Origin of the sequence: Bradyrhizobium sp. LMTR 3 (assembly GCF_001693485.1) — a bacterium.
Classification (GTDB): Bacteria; Pseudomonadota; Alphaproteobacteria; order Rhizobiales; family Xanthobacteraceae; genus Bradyrhizobium.
In genome coordinates, this window is the sequence record NZ_MAXC01000002.1 from 266,934 (window position 1) to 288,781 (window position 21,848).

The 21,848-nt window shown below is 64.8% G+C and carries 17 protein-coding genes and 1 pseudogene; 10 read left to right on the forward strand and 8 right to left on the reverse strand.

From position 1 onward, the window contains the following. Positions 1–149: 149 nt before the first annotated feature. From ileS to arfB, 6 genes and pseudogenes are all read left to right on the forward strand, one after another. A pseudogene (ileS, locus tag LMTR3_RS02915) lies at positions 150–3,167 on the forward strand (isoleucine--tRNA ligase); the annotation flags it as partial. 519 nt (positions 3,168–3,686) lie between these two features. Continuing rightward, on the forward strand, positions 3,687–4,184 hold the full coding sequence (gene lspA / locus LMTR3_RS02920; RefSeq protein WP_065743645.1) for a signal peptidase II: 498 nt from the start codon (positions 3,687–3,689) through the stop codon (positions 4,182–4,184). A 92-nt stretch (positions 4,185–4,276) separates the two neighbouring features. After that, entirely contained in the window at positions 4,277–4,993 is a 717-nt protein-coding gene (locus LMTR3_RS02925) for a hypothetical protein (protein WP_065743574.1), read from the forward strand. Between the two features lie 157 nt (positions 4,994–5,150). Beyond that, the gene (locus tag LMTR3_RS02930) at positions 5,151–6,542 is read left to right on the forward strand and encodes a M16 family metallopeptidase (protein ID WP_176721811.1); all 1,392 of its coding nucleotides are present in this window, start codon (positions 5,151–5,153) and stop codon (positions 6,540–6,542) included. Beyond that, positions 6,464–7,909: a M16 family metallopeptidase gene (locus LMTR3_RS02935; RefSeq protein ID WP_084029386.1), complete on the forward strand. Its 1,446-nt coding sequence runs from the start codon at positions 6,464–6,466 to the stop codon at positions 7,907–7,909. The genes LMTR3_RS02930 and LMTR3_RS02935 overlap by 79 nt, the downstream gene beginning before the upstream one ends. A 302-nt stretch (positions 7,910–8,211) precedes the next feature. Next, positions 8,212–8,628 carry an alternative ribosome rescue aminoacyl-tRNA hydrolase ArfB gene (gene arfB / locus LMTR3_RS02940; protein ID WP_028350711.1) on the forward strand — a complete coding sequence of 139 codons (417 nt, stop codon included), beginning with the start codon at positions 8,212–8,214 and terminating at the stop codon, positions 8,626–8,628. Between the two features lie 18 nt (positions 8,629–8,646). On the opposite strand, the gene LMTR3_RS02945 is transcribed toward arfB, so the two are convergent. From LMTR3_RS02945 to LMTR3_RS02955, 3 genes are all read right to left on the reverse strand, one after another. Then, a complete protein-coding gene (locus LMTR3_RS02945; RefSeq protein ID WP_065743575.1) occupies positions 8,647–9,180 on the reverse strand; it encodes an RNA polymerase sigma factor in 534 nt (177 codons plus the stop codon). Then, entirely contained in the window at positions 9,177–9,419 is a 243-nt protein-coding gene (locus LMTR3_RS02950; protein ID WP_065743576.1) for a YgaP family membrane protein, read from the reverse strand. The genes LMTR3_RS02945 and LMTR3_RS02950 overlap by 4 nt, the downstream gene beginning before the upstream one ends. A 176-nt stretch (positions 9,420–9,595) precedes the next feature. Further along, positions 9,596–9,883, reverse strand: a complete 288-nt coding sequence (locus tag LMTR3_RS02955) for a hypothetical protein (RefSeq protein ID WP_065743648.1) — start codon at positions 9,881–9,883, stop codon at positions 9,596–9,598. Between the two features lie 303 nt (positions 9,884–10,186). On the opposite strand from LMTR3_RS02955, the gene mutL reads away from it, so the two are divergent. Beyond that, the gene (mutL, locus tag LMTR3_RS02960) at positions 10,187–11,992 is read left to right on the forward strand and encodes a DNA mismatch repair endonuclease MutL (RefSeq protein WP_065743577.1); all 1,806 of its coding nucleotides are present in this window, start codon (positions 10,187–10,189) and stop codon (positions 11,990–11,992) included. 129 nt (positions 11,993–12,121) lie between these two features. Here the strand turns inward: mutL and rsmD are convergent, their stop codons facing one another. Both rsmD and LMTR3_RS02970 read right to left on the reverse strand, forming a co-directional pair. Further along, positions 12,122–12,685, reverse strand: coding sequence for a 16S rRNA (guanine(966)-N(2))-methyltransferase RsmD (rsmD, locus tag LMTR3_RS02965; RefSeq protein WP_065743578.1), 564 nt, complete (start codon positions 12,683–12,685; stop codon positions 12,122–12,124). A gap of 7 nt (positions 12,686–12,692) precedes the next feature. Next, the gene (locus LMTR3_RS02970) at positions 12,693–14,717 is read right to left on the reverse strand and encodes a pseudouridine synthase (RefSeq protein ID WP_065743579.1); all 2,025 of its coding nucleotides are present in this window, start codon (positions 14,715–14,717) and stop codon (positions 12,693–12,695) included. A gap of 153 nt (positions 14,718–14,870) precedes the next feature. On the opposite strand from LMTR3_RS02970, the gene LMTR3_RS02975 reads away from it, so the two are divergent. After that, positions 14,871–15,329 (forward strand): nucleoside deaminase, encoded by a 459-nt coding sequence (locus LMTR3_RS02975; RefSeq protein ID WP_035728043.1) that lies wholly within the window; start codon positions 14,871–14,873, stop codon positions 15,327–15,329. 177 nt (positions 15,330–15,506) lie between these two features. Here LMTR3_RS02975 and LMTR3_RS02980 read toward each other — a convergent pair whose 3' ends face one another. After that, positions 15,507–16,412 (reverse strand): alpha/beta fold hydrolase, encoded by a 906-nt coding sequence (locus tag LMTR3_RS02980; RefSeq protein WP_065743580.1) that lies wholly within the window; start codon positions 16,410–16,412, stop codon positions 15,507–15,509. Between the two features lie 118 nt (positions 16,413–16,530). On the opposite strand from LMTR3_RS02980, the gene LMTR3_RS02985 reads away from it, so the two are divergent. Next, positions 16,531–17,763: an acyl-CoA dehydrogenase family protein gene (locus LMTR3_RS02985; protein ID WP_065743581.1), complete on the forward strand. Its 1,233-nt coding sequence runs from the start codon at positions 16,531–16,533 to the stop codon at positions 17,761–17,763. A gap of 144 nt (positions 17,764–17,907) precedes the next feature. On the opposite strand, the gene purD is transcribed toward LMTR3_RS02985, so the two are convergent. Continuing rightward, positions 17,908–19,185 carry a phosphoribosylamine--glycine ligase gene (gene purD, locus LMTR3_RS02990; protein ID WP_065743582.1) on the reverse strand — a complete coding sequence of 426 codons (1,278 nt, stop codon included), beginning with the start codon at positions 19,183–19,185 and terminating at the stop codon, positions 17,908–17,910. 169 nt (positions 19,186–19,354) lie between these two features. Here purD and xseA point away from each other — a divergent pair, with 169 nt between their 5' ends. Then, positions 19,355–20,974 carry an exodeoxyribonuclease VII large subunit gene (gene xseA, locus LMTR3_RS02995; protein ID WP_065743583.1) on the forward strand — a complete coding sequence of 540 codons (1,620 nt, stop codon included), beginning with the start codon at positions 19,355–19,357 and terminating at the stop codon, positions 20,972–20,974. Here xseA and LMTR3_RS03000 read toward each other — a convergent pair. Then, positions 20,971–21,804 (reverse strand): dienelactone hydrolase family protein, encoded by an 834-nt coding sequence (locus tag LMTR3_RS03000; RefSeq protein WP_065743584.1) that lies wholly within the window; start codon positions 21,802–21,804, stop codon positions 20,971–20,973. The genes xseA and LMTR3_RS03000 overlap by 4 nt on opposite strands. Positions 21,805–21,848: the final 44 nt, after the last annotated feature.

Here is a 21,848-nt window from a genome sequence, read left to right on the forward strand (position 1 = left end):
TATGGAAAGCCCCATGTTTGCGCGGTGCACCATCAGCATTAGGAGCCCGGCTTCCGCCTGAGCGTTCGCTCGGCGCAAGACCGGGATTTCTTGTTTCAGCCGCTACTCCCCAGAGTTTCAGCGCCGTCTTCGAGCTAACCAGAGCATTCATGTCCCAACAGCCGCAAAAGTCCGACGTATCAGACTATTCGAAAACCCTGTTCCTGCCGCAGACGGAATTCCCGATGCGCGCCGGCCTGCCGCAGCGCGAGCCGGAGATCCTCAAATACTGGAACGAGATCGACCTCTACGGAAAGCTGCGCGAGAGCGCGCAGGGCCGCGCCAAATTCGTGCTGCATGACGGGCCGCCCTACGCCAACGGCAACATCCATATCGGCCATGCGCTGAACAAGATCCTCAAGGACGTCGTAACCAAGAGCCAGCAGATGCTCGGCTTCGATTCCAACTACGTGCCGGGCTGGGATTGCCACGGCCTGCCGATCGAATGGAAGATCGAGGAAGAGAACTACCGCTCCAAGGGCAAGCCGAAGCCGGACTTCCGCGACTCCACCGCGATGGTGGCGTTCCGCAAGGAGTGCCGCGCCTATGCGACGCACTGGCTCAACGTACAGCGTGAGGAGTTCAAGCGGCTCGGCATCATCGGCGACTGGGATCACCCCTATGCCACCATGAGCTATCCGGCCGAAGCCCAGATCGCGCGCGAATTGATGAAGTTCGCCGCCAACGGCACGCTCTATCGCGGCTCCAAGCCGGTGATGTGGAGCGTGGTCGAGAAGACCGCGCTGGCCGAAGCCGAGGTCGAGTACGAGGACTACACCTCCGACATGGTGTGGGTGAAGTTTCCGGTCACCTCGCCGGCGCATGGCGCGCTGGCCGAGGCTTCCGTGGTGATCTGGACCACGACGCCGTGGACGCTGCCCGGCAACCGCGCCATCTCGTTCTCGCCGAAGATCGCCTACGGCCTCTACAAGGTCACCGATGCGCCTGCCGACAATTGGGCGAAGACCGGCGATGTCCTGATCCTCGCCGATGCGCTCGCAGCAGAAGTGTTCAAGCAGGCGCGCGTCACCGCCTATGAGAAGGTGCGTGACCTGCCCGGCGACACGCTCGACGCGGTGGAATGCGCCCATCCGTTGAATGGCTTCAGCGGCGGATATGAATTCACCGTGCCGCTGTTGCCCGGTGACCATGTCACCGACGACACCGGTACCGGCTTCGTCCATACCGCGCCGGGCCATGGCCGCGAAGACTTCGACGTCTGGACGGCAAATGCGCGTGAGCTCGATCAACGCGGCATCAACACCGCCATCCCCTACACGGTCGACGAGAACGGTGCTTTCACCGATCACGCTCCTGGCTTCACCGGCAGGCGCGTCATCAACGACAAGGGCGAGAAGGGCGACGCCAACGATGCCGTCATCAAGGCGCTGGTCGAGGCCGGCAAGCTCCTGGCGCGCGGGCGGCTCAAGCATCAGTATCCGCATTCCTGGCGCTCGAAGAAGCCGGTGATCTTCCGCAACACGCCGCAATGGTTCATCGCGATGGATAAAGCAATCACTCCAGACAAGCTGGTTTGGGGCGGTGGTGTGAATACCCCCATGACGCTGGCCGGCGATGACACTTTGCGGAACCGGGCTCTGAAATCGATCTCGGTGACGCAATGGGTGCCGCCCGCCGGCCAGAACCGCATCAACGGCATGATCGCGGGCCGTCCCGACTGGGTGATCTCGCGCCAGCGCGCCTGGGGCGTGCCGATCGCCGTGTTCGTGCGCGAGAAGGGCGACGGCTCGGCCGAAATCCTGCAAGACGACATCGTCAACCAGCGTATCGTCGAAGCCTTCATGGAGGAAGGCGCCGACGCCTGGTACATGGACGGCGCACGTGAACGTTTCCTGGGCGAACGCGCCGGCGAAGACTGGAAAAAGATCGACGACATCCTGGACGTCTGGTTCGACTCCGGCTCGACGCATGCCTTCGTGCTGGAGGACCGCCAGAATTTTCCAAGCCTCGGCAACATCGTCCGCAAGGTTGATGGCGGCGAGGATACCGTGATGTACCTCGAAGGCAGCGACCAGCATCGCGGCTGGTTTCATTCCTCGCTGCTGGAAAGCTCGGGCACCCGCGGCCGCGCGCCCTATGACGTGGTGCTGACTCACGGCTTCACGCTGGACGAGAACGGCCGCAAGATGTCGAAATCGCTCGGCAACACCGTCGAGCCGCAGAAGGTGATGAAGGATTCGGGCGCGGATATCCTCCGCCTCTGGGTCTCCGCCACCGACTATGCCGACGACCAGCGCATCGGACCGGAGATCCTCAAGAACACCATCGAGACCTACCGCAAACTGCGCAACTCGATCCGCTGGATGCTCGGCACGCTGCATCATTTCAACCCGGCCGACGCGGTCGCCCACAGCGATATGCCCGAGCTGGAACGCTTGATGCTGCACGAACTGGCGAAGCGCGCGACAACCGTGCGCCAGGCCTATGCCGAGTTCGACTACAAGACGGTGGTCGCGACGCTCGCGGCGTTCATGAACAGCGAATTGTCGGCATTCTATTTCGACATCCGCAAGGACGCGCTCTATTGCGATCCGCCGTCTTCGGTGGCGCGCAAGGCGGCGCTGACCGCGATCGACATCATCTGCGATGCGATCCTGCGCTGGCTGGCGCCGGTGCTCAGCTTCACGACCGAAGAGGCGTGGCGGATGTACAAGCCGGATGCGGAAGCTTCGGTGCACCTGACGCTGTTCCCGGAAGGTTTTGACCAATTCCGCGACGACGCGCTCGCCGCCAAGTGGGAGACCATTCGCGACGTGCGCCGCGTCGTCACCGGCGCGCTCGAAGTCGAACGCGCGGCCAAGAACATCGGCTCGTCGCTCGAAGCCTCGCCGCTGGTCTACGTATCGGACAAGAATATCTTCAACACGCTTTTCGACGTCGATCTGGCCGAAGTCTGCATCACTTCGAACGCCATGGTGACCAATGACGATGCGCCCGCCAGCGCATTCAGCCTCGCCGACGTGCCCGGCGTCGCCGTCGTGGTCGAAAGGGCCGTGGGCACCAAATGCGCGCGGTCGTGGAAGATCCTGCCCACTGTCGGCGAAGACGCCGAATATCCCGACGTCTCCCCGCGCGACGCGCAGGCGTTGCGGGAATGGAAGGCGCTTGCCGAAGGCCATAAGCCGGCCGTTGCAGTTGAAACGCCGGCCAAGCCTGTCGCGTTGGTCGAACTGCAACCTGTAGAACAACCGCAACAAGCAGAGCAAGCGTCGGAGCAGGCCGGTTCAGGAAAGGCAACGGCGGACACGCCTGCGAAGAGGGTCAGAGCCAGGAAGACTTCTGCAACCGCGGAGGCGGAGCGCGCCAAGAGCGAGGCGAAAGCCAAGAGCGCCCCCGAACCCAAGGCCGAAGTCAAGAAAGCAGAACCCAAGAAGGCCACAACGAAGAAAACCAAGGCCAACAAAACCACGGCCAAGAAAGCCAAAGCCAGGAAAGCGACGGTCAGGAAAGCTGCCAAATCCAAAAAAGCAGCTTCGGCAACGAAGGCGGCCAGGAAGGGAGCTAAGAAAGCGGTAAAGAAGACCGGCAAGAAAAAGACTGCCAAGAAGACCGGAAGAAAGTTGCCTGCGACCGCGTCGAAAAAGAAGAAAAAGAAGGCGAGATAAGTGTCCGGCAAGGAGCGCTTCGTGACCCCTCACCTTCGCGCCGGCGCGGTTGCCGCGGTCGCGACGCTGGTGGTCGATCAGGCCTCGAAGCTTTGGCTGCTCTACGTGTTCGACCTCGCTCATCGCGGCGCGGTCAGGGTCACGCCGTTCTTCGACCTGGTGCTGGCCTGGAATGTCGGAATCAGCTTTGGCTGGTTCCAGAGCGATAACCAGTTCGCCCAGCTCGCGCTGATGGCGATCAAGGCGATTGCGGTGATCGTGCTGGGGATCTGGATGGCACGCTCCAGCACGCGTCTCGCGACGCTGGCGCTCGGCCTGATCATCGGCGGCGCGGTCGGCAACGGCATCGACCGATTCGTGCACGGCGCGGTGGTCGATTTCGCCCTGTTCCACATCGAGATCGGGGGAAAAACCTTCAATTGGTATGTGTTTAACCTTGCGGATGTGGCCATTGTTGCCGGGGTAGCGGGCCTATTGTATGACTCGTTCCTGGGGGTACCCGCCGCAAAAGCGCCCTGATCCCGGTCGATACGAACCCTGCGGTCTGGAGCCGTTAGGCCCCTCAAGCACGGCCCCCGCGTGTTACAGAAATTGTGAATGGGAACAGCGCGATGCGCGAGACCGAAGCCCGCTTCTGGATGATGCAGACCAGCTCGCTGACCCGGGCGCTGCGGTTCGCCGCCATCGCCCTCGGCATAGGTCTCGTGATGGCCGCTGGCCCCGTGCGCGCGGCTGACGACGAGGACGAAGACGACGACAAGACCTTCGAGGAAAAGATCATCGAAGGCATCATGCGCGGCCTCGGCGGCACCAACATGGAAAATCGCGGCATCGACTACCGCGAGCGCTCCCCGCTGGTCGTTCCACCCAAGCTCGATTTGCCGCCGCCAGCGGCGGCCGCGGCCGACGCGAAGGCGCCGAACTGGCCAAAGGACCCCGACGAGCAGCGCCGCAAGGCGGCGATTGCGGCGCGCAAGAAAGAGAACAAGGATCCGCGTGAAGCGTCCCGCATCCTGACGCCGGCCGAACTGGCGGTGGGCAAGACCGCGGCGCCCGCGCGCAAGGACAATGATCCGGTGCAGCCCGGCGTCTCGAACGCCAATCCGATCCTGAGCCCGTCGCAGCTCGGCTATAACGGCGGCTTCAGCGGCCTGTTCGGCGGCAGCAAGACCGAGACGGCTCCGTTCAAGGGCGAGCCGACGCGGGAATCGCTGACCCAGCCTCCGCCCGGCTACCAGACGCCGTCGTCCAATTATGCCTACGGCACGGGACCAAAGGAATCGCTGAACAAGGAATACAATCCGGCCCAGGGCAAATATGGCGAATAGTTAAGCTCGTCTCTCGCCTTCGTGACGATTGCCGGAGCCGCGCGCGGTGTACGATGCCGCCGCTTTGATCCCGGTTTTATCGGGTTACTTCTAACGTTTGCGCGATTGGTTTCGCAGAACCGATAACCAGTTTTGCGAAACGAGCGCCAGATAGGTCATGATGTCCTCACACCGTCTTGCCGTTACTTTCGCTATAGCCCTCATCTCGACATTTGCTTTCTCCGCCGGCGGCGCACTCGCCCAGACCACGGTCACGTCGGAACGTCCGGCCAGCTTCACCCTCGACAACGGCCTGCAAGTCGTTGTGATCCCGGATCACCGCACGCCCGTCGTCACGCAGATGATCTGGTACAAGGTCGGCTCCGCCGACGAGACGCCGGGCAAATCCGGACTGGCGCACTTCCTCGAACATCTGATGTTCAAGGGGACCGCGAAACATCCCGCCGGTGAATTTTCGCAGACCGTGCTGCGGATCGGCGGCAATGAGAACGCCTTCACCTCACTCGATTACACCGGCTATTTCCAGCGCGTGCCGCGCGAGCAGTTGGCGAAAATGATGGAATTCGAGGCCGACCGCATGACCGGCCTCATCCTCAAGGATGAGAACGTGCTTCCCGAGCGCGATGTCGTGCTCGAGGAATTCAACATGCGGGTCGCCAACAATCCGGACGCCCGGCTCACCGAGCAGATCATGGCGGCGCTGTATCTCAACCATCCCTATGGCCGCCCCGTGATCGGCTGGCGCCAGGAGATCGAGAAGCTCGACCGCGAGGATGCGCTGGCGTTCTACAAGCGCTTCTACGCGCCGAACAACGCGATCCTGGTGATCGCGGGCGACGTCGATGCCAAGGAAGCCCAGGCGATGGTCGAAAAGGCCTATGGTGGCATCCCGGCGCAGCCGGCCATTGCCGCGCAACGAATCCGCCCGCAGGAGCCGGTGCCGGCGGCACCGCGCACGGTGACGCTGTCCGACCCGCGCGTCGAGCAGACCAGCCTGCGGCGCTACTACCTCGTCCCCTCTTCCACGACCGCTGCGGCCGGCGAAGGCCCGGCGCTCGACGTGCTCGCGCAACTGATGGGCGGCGGCTCCAACTCCTATCTCTATCGCGCACTGGTAATCGACCGTCAGCTCGCGATCAGCGCCGGTGCCGGTTACCAGGGCACCGCGCTGGATCCCTCGCAATTCTCGATCTCGGTTTCGCCAAAGCCCGGCGTGGAGTTTTCGCAGATCGAGCAGGTGATCGACGGCGTGATCGCGGAGGTCATCCAAAACCCCGCCCGCGCCGAGGATCTCGAGCGGGTCAAGACCCAGTTGATTGCGGAAGCGATCTACGCCCAGGACAACCAGGCCACGCTGGCGCGCTGGTATGGCGGCGCGCTGACCACGGGGCTTTCCATCGACGACATCAGGAGCTGGCCAGACCGGATTCGCGCCGTCACCGCCGAGCAGGTCCGCGACGCCGCGCAGAAATGGCTCGACAAGAAACGCTCGGTGACGGGCTATCTGATCAAGGATACCGCGCAAAAACGCGAGGAGAAGCGCTCGTGATCCGTTTTTCGATTCCCCCGCAGCGCCTCGCATCCGCCCTGATCGCCGGCGCCGTCCTGCTGTTGCTGGCGGCGAGCCCGTCGCACGCCGCAGCCAAGATCCAGCGGCTGGTCTCGCCTGGCGGCATCGAGGCCTGGTTCGTGCAGGACGCCACCGTGCCGCTGATAGCGATGGAATACGCCTTCGCCGGCGGCGCCGCCCAGGACCCGGTCGGCAAGTCCGGCGTCGGCAACATGGTCGCCAGCCTGCTCGACGAAGGCTCGGGCGATCTCGATTCCAAAACCTTCCACGAGCGCCTCGAGCGCCGCGCCATCGAGCTGAGCTTTTCGTCGACCCGGGATTATTTCCGCGGCTCGCTTCGCATGCTCAAGGACAACAAGGACGAGGCTTTTGGCCTGCTCCATCTGGCGCTGACCTCGCCGCGTTTCGATGCCGTCGACGTCGAGCGCATTCGCGCGCAGGTGCTCTCCGGGCTGCGCCGCGACACCACCAACCCGACTTCGCTGGCGAGCCGTAAATTCCTGGAAGTCGCCTTTGGCGATCATCCCTACGGCCGACAGGCCAACGGCACGCTCGACAGCGTGCCGAAAATCGATGTCGCCGACATGAAGGATTATGTCCGCCGCGTGATCGCGAAGGATAATTTGCGGATCGCCGTGGTCGGCGATGTCGATGCCGACACGCTCGGCAAGCTCCTGGACAAGACGTTCGGCGGACTGCCGGCCAAGGCCAGCCTCACGCCGATCGCCGAGGTCGAGGCGACCAAACCGCCGCAGCGCGCGTTCGTGCCGCTCGACGTGCCGCAGACCGTGGTAACGTTCGGCGGCCCCGGCATTCGCCGCCACGATCCGAATTTCATGGCCGCCTACGTCGTGAACCACATCCTCGGCGGCGGTGGGTTGTCATCGCGGCTCTACAAGGAGGTGCGCGAAAAGCGCGGCCTTGCCTATTCCGTTTATGAATCCCTGCTCTGGATGGATCGATCGGCGCTATTCATCGGCAATACCGGCACCCGTGCCGACCGCGCCGGCGAGACGGTGGACGCGATCGAGAAGGAAATCCGCCGCATCGCCGAGGATGGCCCGACCCAGAAGGAGCTGGACGAGGCCAAGTCGTACCTCAAGGGCTCGCAGATGCTGGCGCTCGACACCTCTTCGAAGCTGGCCCAGGCACTGCTGCAATACCAGCTCGACAAGCTGCCGATCGACTACATCGAGAAGCGCAATGCCCTCGTCGACGCGGTCACGCTGGACGACGCCAAAAAGGCGGCGCAGAAGCTGTGGGGCCAGGGCCTCCTCACCGTAATCGTCGGCCGCGCCCCGCAAGCCGCCGTGCAGCCCGCCGCGGCGCCGCCGAGAGCGAACTGAGCACAAACACCGGACTCGCGGCCACCCCTCTCCCTAACCCTCTCCCGCAAGGGGAGAGGGAACACAGCGAGTATGCGGCGCCACCGTCGCTCGCGATGACGGCGGGCTACCATCAACCACACGGACGGTCTGCTCCCTCCCCCCCTTGCGGGGGAGGGCTGGGGAGAGGGGTGGCCACGACGGCAGTGCTTGTGGGTGGTTTATCCCTCCCCGTCCCTCCCGACGGAAAGAGCACGGCAGAGCAACCTCAACGCAAAACCGCTATGGTGCTCGGCGATTCTTCCTACGCTCCGGTGAACGCCATGCTGCGGGTTTCCCGCGATCTTACGATTGACGAAAACGACATCGAGATCGGCTTCGTCCGCGCCTCCGGCCCGGGCGGGCAGAATGTCAACAAGCTCGCGACCGCAGCGCAGCTCCGCTTCGACACGCGCAAGATCACCCTGCCGGAGGATGCGGCCGCACGGCTGGTGCGGCTCGCCGGCCAGCGCATGACCAAGGAGGGCGTGATCGTGATCCACGCCCAGCGCTTCCGCACCCAGGAGCGCAACCGAGCCGACGCGATCGACCGCCTGCTCGAATTGTTGCGCGAGGCCCTGATCCGCCCGACGCCGCGCCGGCCGACCAAGCCAACCTTCGGATCGAAGCAGCGGCGGCTGGAAGGCAAGAAGCGGCGCAGCGACGTCAAGGCGAAACGCACTGCGCGCTTTGACGATTGAACCGCCGATCACGACGTCTCAATCGCGGATCAGATATTCCCGGATCATCAATCGCGCACGGTGGATGCGCGCCTTGACGCTTTCGCGTGTCAGCCCAAGAACACCGGCGATCTCGTCGATCGACAACTCCTCGACATCGCGCAGCAGGATCACCTCGCGATAGTGGTCGGGCAACGACTGGATGGCGCGGGAAAGATCGATGCGAATGTCTTGTGGCGCAAGATGCGCCAAGCGTAGCTCCGCCTCGTCGGCCGGCGCCGCCGGTGTTCCCGTCGCCCGGCGCAGCAGGCGAAGGCAGGCGCGGCGCGCCACTGCAAACAGCCACGCCGAAAATGACGTCACCGCGCGCAACGTGCCGACCCGCCGGTACAACAGCAGCAGTGTTTCCTGGACCGCGTCGTCGATGTCAGCCGCGCGGCAATTGCGTGCGGCATAGCGGCGGATATCCGGCTGAGCTAGCGCGATCAGCGACACCAGCGCCTTGGTGTCGCCGCCGCGGGCGGCCTCGATCAGCGAGGGATTGCAACGCCCCGCTCGGACCAACACGCTCATGATGAGGAAAGCCTGCGGCCGACCATGGCGCACATCGGACAAAAGCCGAAGAATCCGGTCGCGATTGCGACCGCGCCGGTGGCCGCGATCAGGTAGCCGGCCGTCGTGCCGGGCATGCTGAGCAGCCCGGGCATGCTGAGCAGCCCGGGCACCCCGAAAAGCCCATAGGCGATCATCACAACGCCCCCGATCGTCCGCATCGCCCGCTCCCAGCCCGGCAAATTCTTGCGATAGAACATAACAGCTCCCTTTGATTGCGCGAAAGAACGTCAGCGCGTTCTCGTCAGATAGAGCCGCCGGGCCGAGCTTTCGGTTCGCGGGTCGCCGATCGAGGCACAAAAAAACTCCGGCCGCCGCACGGCCGGAGTTCTGTTGGAGAGCAACCCGTCGGAGGAGGCGGGTTTCCTCCAGGCACTTAGCGGCTGCTTGCTGGAGGGGTCGCCGCTCCGCCCGTGGCCTTGGGCGGCGCTGCACTACCGCCCGCTCCGACGGTGCCTTTCGCACCCGGCTTGGCGCCTGCCCTCTGGCCCGCAGCGCCCGCCGGCGCGTCTTCGTCCATGCTGCCCGACGCGCCGCCCTGCATCTGGGTGCCCTTTGCTCCGCCGCGGATCTGGGTGTCGGATGAGGCGCCTTGCGCCAGTACCGGACCGGCAAGCAGAGCCGAGATTGCAACCGCGATCGCCGAGGTTTTCACTAGCTTCATCCATTTCTCCAAGGTTTTGTCGAACGACAAACAGTTCGGCTTCTTCAAGCACCGTTCACAACCCGAACATGTTCATCGCCGGATCAGTCGTTATCCGCAAACGGTGCGTTCGCCATGCAAGCCGCGCGATGTGGTGATCATGCAGGGATTTCGAGGTCATTTTGCGAATCCTTGGCCACTGGCTGACCGCATATGCGGCGCTTCGGCAGCTTCAGAAAAGTTCCGTAAAAATATTTTGACACATGCATTTGATGCGCTAGCCGCCTAAAATCACCCACCAGCCTCGAATCGATCCGAGACCTCATGCCCGTCCGCCAACTCCCCGAACAGGTCGTCAATCGCATCGCCGCCGGCGAAGTGGTCGAACGTCCCGCGAGCGTGGTGAAGGAGCTGGTCGAAAACGCCATCGACGCCGGCGCCAGCCGCGTCGACATTTTCACCGATGGCGGCGGCAGGCGGCGGATCGGCATCACCGATGACGGCAGCGGGATGACTCATGGCGATCTCGCGCTCGCGGTCGACCGTCACGCCACCTCGAAGCTCGACGACGAGGATCTGTTACGCATTCGCACGCTGGGCTTTCGCGGCGAGGCCCTGCCCTCGATCGGCGCCGTCGCGAAGCTCGGTATCACTACGCGCCACGCCAGCGAGCCGCATGCCTGGTCGCTGTCGGTCGAAGGCGGCCTGAAATCGCAGATCATGCCGGCGGCGCTGTCGCAAGGCACCCGCGTCGAGGTCAGCGATCTCTTTTATGCAACGCCCGCCCGGCTGAAATTCCTCAAGACCGACCGCACCGAGGCTGAGGCGATTCGCGAGGTGGTGCGGCGCCTTGCGATGGCGCGGCCCGACATCGCTTTCGCCTTGGCCGGCGAGGAGCGCGCGCCGGTGACCTGGGCCGCGGCGCTGCCGGGTGCTGCGGGCCGGCTGACGCGGCTCGGCGACATCTTGGGTCACGATTTCCGTTCTTGCGCCATTGAAGTGCGCTCCGAACGCGACGGCGTCGTGGTCGAGGGCTTTGCCGCCGCCCCCTCGCTGACCCGCGCCAATGCGCTCGGACAATATCTGTTCGTCAATGGCCGCCCGGTCCGCGACAAGCTCATCCTCGGCGCGGTGCGCGCGGCCTATTCCGATTATTTGCCGCGTGACCGGCATCCTGTCGTCGCGCTGTTCGTGACGCTGGCGCCGCAGGAGGTCGACGCCAACGTGCATCCGGCCAAGACCGAGGTGCGGTTTCGCAACGCCGGGCTCGTTCGTGCGCTGATCGTGCATGCGCTCAAGGACGGCCTCGCCCGCGAGGGCCGGCGCACCGCTGCCAATACCGACGGTGCGGCGCTGTCAGCGTTTCGTCCGTCCTTTGCGCCGCGCCCGACCAACTGGGACTGGCGGAGTTCGCCGGCCTACCCGGTCAGGCCTTCGTTCGAAGGCGCGGCGGCAACGGCGCTCGCCGAAGCCGGGCAAGCCGCGTTCGATGTCGGCGCGCCAACCGCTGACGTACGCTTCGAGGCGCAGCCCTCTGCCGACCTGCTCGACCGTCCGCTCGGCGCGGCGCGGACGCAAATCCACGAGACCTATATCGTCTCGCAAACCCGCGACGGCCTCATCGTCGTGGATCAGCATGCCGCCCATGAGCGCATTGTCTACGAGAAGCTGAAGGCGTCGCTGGCGAAGAACGGCGTGCAGCGGCAGATTCTTCTGATCCCCGAGATCGTCGAACTCGATGAGGCCACCGTCGAGAAGCTGCTGGCGCGCGCCGAGGAACTCGCCTCCTTTGGACTTGCGATCGAATCTTTCGGCCCCGGCGCGGTGGCGGTGCGCGAGACGCCGTCGTTGCTCGGCAAGGCGAATGCCGCAGGGTTGCTGCGCGATCTCGCCGAACACATGGCCGAATGGGACGAGGCGCTGCCGCTGGAGCGCCGCCTGATGCATGTCGCGGCCACCATGGCCTGCCATGGCTCAGTCCGCGCCGGGAGACGCCTCAAGCCGGAAGAGATGAACGCACTTCTGCGCGAGATGGAAGACACGCCGAATTCCGGCCAGTGCAACCACGGCCGCCCGACCTATGTGGAATTGAAGTTGAGCGATATCGAGAAGCTGTTCGGAAGACGTTAAGACGATGTGCCGCCATTTTTTCCGCTGTCGTCGCCCGGCTTGACCGGGCGACCCCGTACGCCGCGGCGTTCGAGTAAATCGCTGCCGTCCCGGAGTACTGGATGCCCCGCCTTCGCGGGGCATGACAGGTCAGGATTGGGAAGCAGGGCGCAAAAACACGAACTCCGTATCGTCATACGCGCGTCGCTCTAACTCCTCGAAGCCCTCGGGCACCGCGAACGCTGCAGCCTTCGCCTCCTCCACAACGAGCAGCGCACCGGGAGTCAGCCAGCCGCCATCGCGTAGCGAGGCCAGTGCCTTCTCCGCGAGGCCTTTGCCATAGGGCGGATCGAGGAACACCAGCGAGAACGGCTCGACCGGATGCGCCGGGCCGAGATTGGTGGCGTCGCGGCGATAGACTTTTGTCACGCCGCCGAGCCCCAGCGCCTCGACATTGTTGCGCAACAACGCGCGGGCTTCCGCGCCGTTGTCCACGAACAGCGTGAACGCCGCGCCGCGGGACACCGCCTCGATGCCGAGCGCGCCGGTACCGGCAAACAGGTCGAGCACCCGCGCGCCTTCGATCGGGTTGTCGTAAGCGTGGATCAGGATGTTGAACACGGACTCGCGCAAGCGATCCGCCGTCGGGCGAATGTCCCGCGACGAAGGCGATGCCAGGTTACGGCCCTTCAATCGTCCGCCGACGACACGCATAGCCCAACTACTCGTCCCGCGGCTTGAGGTCGCGCTTGCCGTGATAGCCGCGTCGCGGGCGGCGAGGCGGGCCGTAGCCACTCGCTTCGTCCTCGTTGCGCGCGCGGGCTTCCTCGCTGCCGGTGCGCTGCACCAGCACGCGGCGGCCCTTGCGGTCGGCGATCAGCGCGCTCTTGCCCGCCGGCTTGAACGGCTTCTTGCCACGCGCTGCGTCGTCCTCACTATCGGATTTCTCGCCCGGCATCGGCCGATTGAAATCCGCGCCCGCGAGTACAGCGATCTTCTCGCCGAGCTGCTCGCGCAGCACACGGGTCTTGACCTCCTCGACCTGGCCCTCGGCCAGTTCGCCGAGCTGGAACGGTCCGTAGGAGACGCGGATCAGGCGATTCACCTCGAGGCCGAGATGCGCCATGACGTTGCGGACCTCGCGGTTCTTGCCTTCGCGGATCGCGAACACCAGCCAGACGTTGGCGCCCTGGTCGCGCTCCAGCGTTGCATCGATCGAACCATATTTGACGCCGTCGACCTCGACGCCCTTTTTGAGTTCATCGAGCTGCGCCTGCGTGACCTCGCCGTGGGCGCGCACGCGATAACGCCTGAGCCAGCCGGTGTCGGGCAGTTCGAGCGCACGCGCCAACCCACCGTCGTTGGTCAGCAGCAGCAGCCCCTCGGTATTGAAGTCGAGCCGACCGACCGAGATCAGCCGCGGCAGGCCTTCCGGCAGGTTGTCGAACACGGTCGGCCGCCCCTCGGGATCGGCATGCGTGGTCATCAGCCCGCGCGGCTTGTGATACATGAACAGTCGCGTGCGCTCGCGCGGCGGCAACACCTTGCCGTCGACGGCGATCACGTCATTGGCGGTGACGTCGAGCGCCGGCGAATTGATGACGCGGCCGTTGACGGTGACGCGGCCCTGCGTGATCCATTCCTCGGCATCGCGGCGCGAGGCCAGGCCTGCGCGGGCGACCACCTTGGCGATGCGCTCTCCGGCCTTCTTCGGCTTCGGCTCTGCGCGCGGCGCGCGCTTGTCGAAATCGGTCGGGCGCTCGCGATACGCGCCACGGCCCCCGAAGGCAGGACGCTTTGCAAATATCCTGCTGTCGTCTTCATTGTCGCGACGCGGACGGTCGCGAAAGCGTCCCTCGCTGCGTGGATGCTCCTGCCAATCGGTGCGGCCTGCCGGCCGTCCCCTGTCATGGTCTCGATCTCCGCGCTCGCGCGGACGGTCGAACTTCGGCCGGTCCTCGCGCGAACGCGAAAACCGCTGACGTTCGCCGCCACCACGATCATCACGCCTTTGCCAAGGCTTGTCCTCACCCCGCTCGGGACGATCGCTAGAATCCTTGCGTGGACCGCGCGAAAATCGCTTCTCGCCATCGCGCGGCGGACGATCACCATAGGGCCGATCGCCACGCGGACGGTCGCCGTCCTTCCGGAAACCTTCTCCGCGCGGCGTGTAAGGCCGCTTGTCGCCAAATTTCCTGTCGGAGGAACGCCCAGCGGGACGCGTTTCGTCACGCTCCCTAGGGTCGCCCTTGCGATCCCCAGGGTCGCCCTTGCGATCCCTGCGCGGCGGGCGATCATTGCGATCATAGCTCGGCCGGTCGCCGCGCGGCTTGAACCCGCTCTTCTCGCCATCGCGATCCTCGCGCGGGCGAAAGTCTTTCCGCGGGCCGCGGTCTGGACGGTCGCCACGGGGGCGGTCGTCCCGGCTGAAGCGCTGCGGCCGATCGCCAAAGTCCCGGCGCGGCGGACGATCATCGCCGTCGCGCTTGCCGGCGTAGGGCTTTCCGCCGCCGGCATAAGGCTTTTTGCTAAACGATTTTGCCCCCTCGGACTTCCCGGCATAGGGACGCCGCTCACCGCCGCGCTCGTCGCCATCCCTGGCGCCAAAGCCGCGCTTGGCAAACTTCTTCTCAGGCCCCCGCGCCGCTCCCGAGCGGCCCTTGCCACCGCCGGCGCGGCCCTGGCCGCCCCCGGGACGGTCCCGCCGGCCGCGGGAATCGTTGTTTTTGTTATTATCGCGGGGCATGAATGTTCTCTTGGGTCCGAATAAAATGGCCATCAGGCGGATCAGGATGGGCTGTCATAGCGATAACGCGCGCGCACTTCGCTCAAGGCGCATTCTCACGCAAAACCGGCATCCACGTTTGCTGAAGGCGGCCCTCATAGCAGGTTTATTCCAATGATACGAGGCATGACTGCCCCTTCTTTCATGGATTTGGCACTGAAAACGGCCGAAAACGCCGGAAAGGCCGGCGAAGTTCCGATCGGCTGCGTGATCGTGCGGGATTACGAAGTCATCGCCACCGCCGGCAACCGGACGCTGACCGACCGCGATCCGACCGCGCACGCCGAAATATTGGCGATCCGGCAGGCGGCCGAGGCCATCGGCACCGAGCGGCTGGTCGATTGCGACCTCTACGTCACGCTGGAGCCCTGCACGATGTGCGCCGGCGCGATCTCGTTTGCGCGGATCCGGCGGCTCTATTACGGCGCCGCCGATCCCAAGGGCGGCGCGGTGGATTCCGGCGTGCGCTTCTTCGCACAGCCGACCTGCCATCACGTGCCGGAGGTTTACTCGGCAGTGGGAGAGAGCCAGGCAGCGGCGCTGCTGCGGGATTTTTTCAGGGAACGGCGGTAGGCTCGCGCCCCACACTCCGCTGTCATCATCCGCCACCGGGTCGCGCGAATGCGCGCCCGATGACAGGCTCCGGCGGATGATCCAGTATTCCAGAGACGGTAGTGATTGACCGCGAGGGCTCGGCGTACTGGATACCCGCCTTCGCGGGGATGACGAGCTTGATGTGCGGCGAGAATTTCACCCTGCCGTAAAGAACTCCCGCAACAACTTCGCCGTCGCTTCCGGATTCTCCTCGGTGAGAAAATGCCCCGAATCCACCGGCGCCCCCTTCACGTTCATCGCCCATTTCTTCCACGCATCGAGCGGCGTCGTTGCGGCGGGCGCGACGCCGGCATCGCCCCACAGCGCCAGCATTGGAATCGTGATCTTCTTTCCGGCGTCGAAATCGGCCTTGTCGATTTCATAGTCGGCATAGGCACCGGCGCGGTAGTCCTCGCACATCGCATGCACGCGGGCGGGATCGCGAAACGGCGCGAGATAATGTTCCAGCGCGCGCGGATCGATGGCGTCGAGCGTCTTCGATTTGGTCTGGCTCGCCATCTTGCACTTAAGGAAAAATTCTCCGTTGTTGGCGATCAGCGTTTCCGGCAGCGGATAGGGCTGCGCCAGAAACGCCCAGTGGTAGATCTTCAGCGCCGACAGCCGGTTCAACTTCTCCCAATAGTCATAGGTCGGCGCGATATCGAGCACCGCGAGCTTCGATAGCCGGCCGGGATGATCGAGCGCCAGCCGGTACGACACGCGGCCGCCGCGGTCGTGTCCGGCGAGCGCGAAATGCACATGGCCGAGCTGCTCCATCGCCTCCACCATCGCCTGCGCCATCGCGCGCTTGGTGTAGGGCGTATGGTTCTCATCGCTGCGAGGCATGTCCGACCAGCCATAGCCCGGCAGGTCGGCGATGATCAGCGTGAACTGGTCCGCCAGTTGCGGCGCGACCTGGTGCCACATCACATGCGTCGACGAAAAACCATGCAGCAGCAATAGCGGTGGGCCGTTGCCGCCGACACGGGCGAAGATGCGGCCCGACGAGGTGTTGATCCATTTGGACGCGTATCCGGGAAACAGATCGGCAAGATCGGGCATGGGCACTCCCTCGTAGGCTGCAGCACTTGCTTCAAACTTTGTTTGCCGTTGCCGCTGGCAGACCGCAGGTTTAAGCCATCCCTCAAGTCCGACCAACAGGAACTAGAGGAAACCAGCGATGTCGATCGATTTCGAAATTCCGGCCGAGGCCAAGGCGATCCGCGAAAAAGTCCGCAAATGGGTGCACGAGGAGTGCATCCCCGCGGAGAAGGAACTCGATACCAAGCCGCTTGCTGAAGTACTCGGCCCGCTACGGGCCAAGGCCCGGGCGCGCGGCCTGTGGTGCCCGTGGGTGCCGAAGGAATATGGCGGCATGGGCCTCGGCCCGCTCGCCAACGCGCTTGTGCAGATGGAGCTCGGCGAGAGCATGCTGGGTGCGCTGTCGATGAACACGCAAGGTCCCGACGACGCCTCGATGATGACGATCCTGGCCCACGGCACGGAATATCAGAAGGAGAAGTTCCTTAAACCCCTGCTCAACGGCGACAAGCGCATCTGCTTCTCGATGACCGAGAAGGCTGCCGGCGCCGACGCCACCGGCATGCAGACCACGGCGGTGAAGGACGGCAACGAGAACTACGTCCTGAACGGCGAGAAGTGGTTTTCCTCCTCCGCCAGCGTGGCCGACATGGCGCTGGTGATGGCCAAGACCGATCCGAACGCACCACGGCACAAGCAGTATTCCACCTTCATCGTGGAGTTGCCGAACCCCGGCTACAAGATCAAGCGCAATGTCGCCAACATGGCGATCGAGGGCCCGCATGACGACATCCTGCACGGCGGCCACTCCGAGATCGAGATCAGGGATCTGAAGGTGCCGGCCGACAATCTGCTCGGCGGCGAAGGCAACGGCTTTGCAATGGGCCAGCACCGCCTCGCCTACGGGCGGCTACGGCACGGCATGCACAACGTCGCCAAGGCGCAACGCGCGCTCGACATGGCAGTCGCCCACGTCACCAAGCGCTCGACCTTCGGCAAATTGCTCGCCGACCGGCAGGCGGTGCAGTTCATGCTCGCCGATTGCGCCAGCGAACTCTATATCGGCCGCCTGATGCTGCTGCACATCGCCTACAAGGCGGAAAAAGGCCTCGACATCCAGCAGGAGAACTCGATCGCAAAGATCTTCCACGCGCACATGGTGCACAAGGTGATCGACACCGCGATCCAGCTCCACGGCGCGCTCGGCTTCAGCCAGGATACGCCGCTGGCGAAATGGTACACCCAGGTGCGCTCGCAGCGGCTGGTCGACGGTCCGGATGAAGTTCACAAGTGGAAGATCGGCAAGACCGTCATCAAGGCGTTCCGCGAGCACGGCACCACCGCAAGCGCCGCGGGCGGGGATTTGCTCTAACCCACACCCGTCATTCCGGGGCGGCGCGAAGCGCCGAACTATGGTGCGCAATTGCGCACCTGAGAATCTCGAGGCAAGTGAAGAAGCGCTCACCACATCGAGATTCCGGATCGACGCGCGATGCGCGTCGTCCGGAATGACGTGCTAGCTTCGTTCTTGCTCCACCGCCTGCCACGCGATGTCACGACGGCAAAAACCATCCGGCCATTGGATACGATCGACGGCCTGATAGGCACGCTCTCTCGCCTCGGTGACGGTCTTGCCCATCGCGCAGACGTTCAGCACGCGCCCGCCATTGGCGACGATGCCACCCTCCTTCGCCACCGTCCCGGCATGGAAGATTTCGACGCCCTCGACGCTGGCCGCGTCATCGAGCCCGTCGATGCGCGTGCCCTTGTTGTAGTCGCCGGGATAACCCTTCGCCGCCATCACCACCGTCAGAGCAGGCTCGGGATACCAGCGGAGGTCAAAATTCTTCAACTGCCCGTCGCAGGAGGCCAGAAATGCCGGCACGATGTCCGACATCATTCGGAGCATCAGCACCTGGCATTCGGGGTCGCCGAAGCGAACGTTGTATTCGAACAGCTTTGGCCCCTGCTCCGTCAGCATCACGCCGGCGTAGAGCACGCCGCGAAACGGCATGCCGCGCTTCTTCATGCCGGCTACTGTCGGCAAAATGATCCGCGCCATGATTTGATCGTGCACCTCAGGTGTCACAAACGGCGTCGGCGAATAGGCTCCCATGCCGCCGGTGTTCGGTCCTTCGTCGTGATCGAACACCCGCTTGTGGTCCTGCGCCGAAGCGAGCGGGATCGCGGTGTCGCCGTCGCATAGCGCGAAGAAGCTGATCTCGCGGCCGGCGAGGAATTCCTCGATCACGACTTCCGTTCCCGCCGCGCCGAACGCGCCGTCGAACATCATGGCGATGGCAGCTTCCGCTTCGGCCAACGTTTTGGCCACCACAACGCCCTTGCCGGCGGCCAGCCCATCGGCCTTGACCACGATCGGCGCGCCCTGCGCGCGCACATAGGCCAGTGCATCATCGGCCGTCGTGAAGCGGTTATAGGCGCCAGTCGGAATATCGAATTCGCGGCACAGGTCCTTCGTAAATCCCTTGGAGCCCTCGAGTTGCGCCGCCTGCTTGCTCGGACCGAACGCCTTGATGCCGGCTTTCGCGAGATCGTCGACGATCCCGGCGGCAAGCGGCGTCTCCGGGCCGACCACGACGAGATCCACGGCGTTGGTTTTGCAGAAATCGATCACCGCGCCATGATTCGCAACGTCGAGCGCGACGCATTCAGCTTCGCGCGCGATGCCGGCATTGCCCGGCGCGCACCACAATTTGGTCAGCAGCGGGGAAGCGGCAATCTTCCACGCCAGAGCGTGTTCGCGGCCGCCGGAACCGAGCAGGAGAATGTTCATTCAGAGTGCAGCCAAGTGGAGGGGTTGCCGGCCATTGCGCGACGGTTTAGCACGGCCGGAGCCCGCCGCAACAACGTGTCCATTCCCGTGTGGATATGTGCTCTGGCTCCCCCAACATGGCCTCGGCACCTTGCGGAAGCGCCGGAAAAGGCCGATTCTACGCCCTGATATGCCAGCAGATAACCTGATCAACGCGCCCGAATTCACCGTCTCGGAACTGTCCTCCGCCCTGAAGCGGACGGTCGAGGACCGCTTTGGCCATGTCCGCGTGCGCGGCGAAATCTCCGGTTTCCGCGGGCCGCACTCCTCGGGCCACTGCTATTTCGCGCTGAAGGACGAGAACGCCAAGATCGAGGCGGTGATCTGGAAGTTCGCCCACGCCCGGATGCGGTTCAAGCCGCAGGAAGGGCTCGAGGTCATCGCCACCGGCAAGCTCACGACCTATCCAAACTCCTCGAAATACCAGATCGTCATCGACTCGCTGGAGCCTGCCGGCATCGGCGCCCTGATGGCGCTGATGGAGGAGCGCAAGCGGAAGCTGGCCGCCGAGGGCCTGTTCGACGAGGCGCGCAAGCAATTGCTGCCGTGGCTGCCGGAAGTGATCGGGGTCGTCACCTCGCCGACGGGCGCGGTTATCAGAGACATCCTGCATCGGCTGCAGGACCGTTTTCCCCGCCGCGTGCTGGTGTGGCCGGTGAAGGTGCAGGGCGAAGGGTCCGCCGAGCAGGTTGCGGCGGCCATCCGCGGCTTCAACGCGCTACCCGAGACTGGACGAATCCCGCGGCCCGATCTCCTGATCGTCGCGCGCGGCGGCGGCTCCCTAGAGGATTTGTGGTCGTTCAACGAGGAGATCGTGGTTCGCGCTGCCGCCGACAGCATGATCCCGCTGATCTCGGCCGTCGGCCACGAGACCGATATCACGCTGATCGATTTCGCCGCCGACAAGCGCGCGCCGACACCGACGGCGGCGGCCGAAATGGCCGTTCCCGTGCGCAGCGAATTGTTCGCCGAGGTGGAAAGCCTGGCGCGCCGCACCATGGTGTGCTGGCAGCGCGGCCAGGAGAGCCGCCGCAACGAATTGCGCGCCGCCGCCCGCGCGCTGCCGAGTTTGAGCGAACTGCTCGCGATCCCCAGGCAGCGGCTGGATCACCTCGGTGCCGCCCTGCCCCGCGCATTGAAGGCCAATACGCACGCCCATCACCGCCGCTTTTCGCATCTCAGCGCCGGCCTGACGCTGAAGGTGCTGCGCGGACAGGTCGCGCAGGCCAGCCATCGCCTCACGGTGTCAGGTGAGCGGATCAGGCTGTCCGCTCGCGCCCTGCTGCGCAACCGGCGCGAACGCTTTGCCGGCTTGGAGATCAGGCTCAAGGCCTCAAAATTCTCCAACGCGCAGGCGCAACGCAACGCCATTTTGCGCGACCGTGAACGCGCGCAGCGACTGGCCGAGCGCGCCCGCCGTGCGCTTCTGACCGCCATGCAGCGTCTCGACGCCCGTGTCGCCCATAGCGGGCAATTATTGTCGGCGCTGTCCTATCGCGGTGTGCTCGCACGCGGCTTTGCGCTGGTGCGCGACGAACACGGCCACGCCGTCCATGCCGCCGCCGCGGTCGGGCCGAGCGCACGTCTCTCAGTCGAATTCGCCGACGGCCGCGTGGGCGTCACCGCGGATGCGGACCGGCCGCAGGCGACGGCTCCGGCCTCAAGCGCGCCGAAGGCGGCGCCGCGCGAGCCCAAGCCGGCAGCGCCGAAGCGCGTGCCAAAGCCGGTCGATCAGGGAAGTTTATTTTAGCGCGCCAGCCACTCCGTGACACGCTGTTGCGCATCCTTTCGCGCATCCGCGTCGGTGCCGATATGGCCGTGTTCGGGCAATGCCGCGTCGGCCCCCGCGATCGCCCGCAGCGGAAGGTTGGCGCGGTCGAAATCGTGAGCCGCCCCGGGATAGACCACGATTCGCGCCAGCGCGCTGCGGCCGCGGGCACCCTCCACCATCTGACGGCAGGCCGACGGCGAACTGATGTCGTCCTTCGCGCCAATCAACAGCAGCGTCGGCACCCGCGTGCTCCAGCCGAGGCCGGAGGAGATCCGGCAGTCCGGATAGAACGCGATGGCCGAGCGGAAATCCGGTTTAGTCCCGCGCGAAGATGATTGCGGGCGTACCGCCCACAGCACCGCGCTGGCGCCGTTGGCCCATCCGATCAGGCTCATGCGGTCATGCGCGACCCAGGGCTGCTGTAACAGCCATTGCCGCGACGCGTTGATATCGGCCACCCGCTCGCGGCGGGCAAGCACGGGGCGCTCCTTGACGCGGCATTGCGAATCGAGCTCGCGCGAACCGTAACTGTCCGGCAACAGCACGGCATGGCCGGACTTCAGGAGCTGTTCCGCCCAGTCACGGTAGCGCGGTAGCACCGGCTCGGATTGCCCGCGCAATCCGCCGCAGCCATGCAGCGCGATTACCGTTGGAAACGGGCCGTCACCATCAGGCTTGTAGAGCTGCGCGTGCAGGGTCAGTCCGGTCGCCGGGATATCGACCTGGCGCGGGGCCGGCAACGGCGCGGCACCGGCCGTGGAGGCAGCAGCAAGGAGCGTCAGGAATAGCGTTGCTGACAACAGGCGCATCGGTCTCTGTCGGATCGGTATGACGCTGCGGGCACCATGAAATT

What these genes read in the sequence shown, in the direction of transcription:
- LMTR3_RS02925 (WP_065743574.1), top strand. Translation starts at nt 4,277, where the DNA reads ATGCGCGAGACCGAAGCCCGCTTCTGGATGATGCAGACCAGCTCGCTG.
- LMTR3_RS02930 (WP_176721811.1), top strand. Translation starts at nt 5,151, where the DNA reads ATGATGTCCTCACACCGTCTTGCCGTTACTTTCGCTATAGCCCTCATC.
- LMTR3_RS02935 (WP_084029386.1), top strand. Translation starts at nt 6,464, where the DNA reads ATGGCTCGACAAGAAACGCTCGGTGACGGGCTATCTGATCAAGGATAC.
- arfB (WP_028350711.1), top strand. Translation starts at nt 8,212, where the DNA reads ATGCTGCGGGTTTCCCGCGATCTTACGATTGACGAAAACGACATCGAG.
- LMTR3_RS02945 (WP_065743575.1), bottom strand. Translation starts at nt 9,180, where the DNA reads ATGAGCGTGTTGGTCCGAGCGGGGCGTTGCAATCCCTCGCTGATCGAG.
- LMTR3_RS02950 (WP_065743576.1), bottom strand. Translation starts at nt 9,419, where the DNA reads ATGTTCTATCGCAAGAATTTGCCGGGCTGGGAGCGGGCGATGCGGACG.
- LMTR3_RS02955 (WP_065743648.1), bottom strand. Translation starts at nt 9,883, where the DNA reads ATGAAGCTAGTGAAAACCTCGGCGATCGCGGTTGCAATCTCGGCTCTG.
- mutL (WP_065743577.1), top strand. Translation starts at nt 10,187, where the DNA reads ATGCCCGTCCGCCAACTCCCCGAACAGGTCGTCAATCGCATCGCCGCC.
- rsmD (WP_065743578.1), bottom strand. Translation starts at nt 12,685, where the DNA reads ATGCGTGTCGTCGGCGGACGATTGAAGGGCCGTAACCTGGCATCGCCT.
- LMTR3_RS02970 (WP_065743579.1), bottom strand. Translation starts at nt 14,717, where the DNA reads ATGCCCCGCGATAATAACAAAAACAACGATTCCCGCGGCCGGCGGGAC.
- LMTR3_RS02975 (WP_035728043.1), top strand. Translation starts at nt 14,871, where the DNA reads ATGATACGAGGCATGACTGCCCCTTCTTTCATGGATTTGGCACTGAAA.
- LMTR3_RS02980 (WP_065743580.1), bottom strand. Translation starts at nt 16,412, where the DNA reads ATGCCCGATCTTGCCGATCTGTTTCCCGGATACGCGTCCAAATGGATC.
- LMTR3_RS02985 (WP_065743581.1), top strand. Translation starts at nt 16,531, where the DNA reads ATGTCGATCGATTTCGAAATTCCGGCCGAGGCCAAGGCGATCCGCGAA.
- purD (WP_065743582.1), bottom strand. Translation starts at nt 19,185, where the DNA reads ATGAACATTCTCCTGCTCGGTTCCGGCGGCCGCGAACACGCTCTGGCG.
- xseA (WP_065743583.1), top strand. Translation starts at nt 19,355, where the DNA reads ATGCCAGCAGATAACCTGATCAACGCGCCCGAATTCACCGTCTCGGAA.
- LMTR3_RS03000 (WP_065743584.1), bottom strand. Translation starts at nt 21,804, where the DNA reads ATGCGCCTGTTGTCAGCAACGCTATTCCTGACGCTCCTTGCTGCTGCC.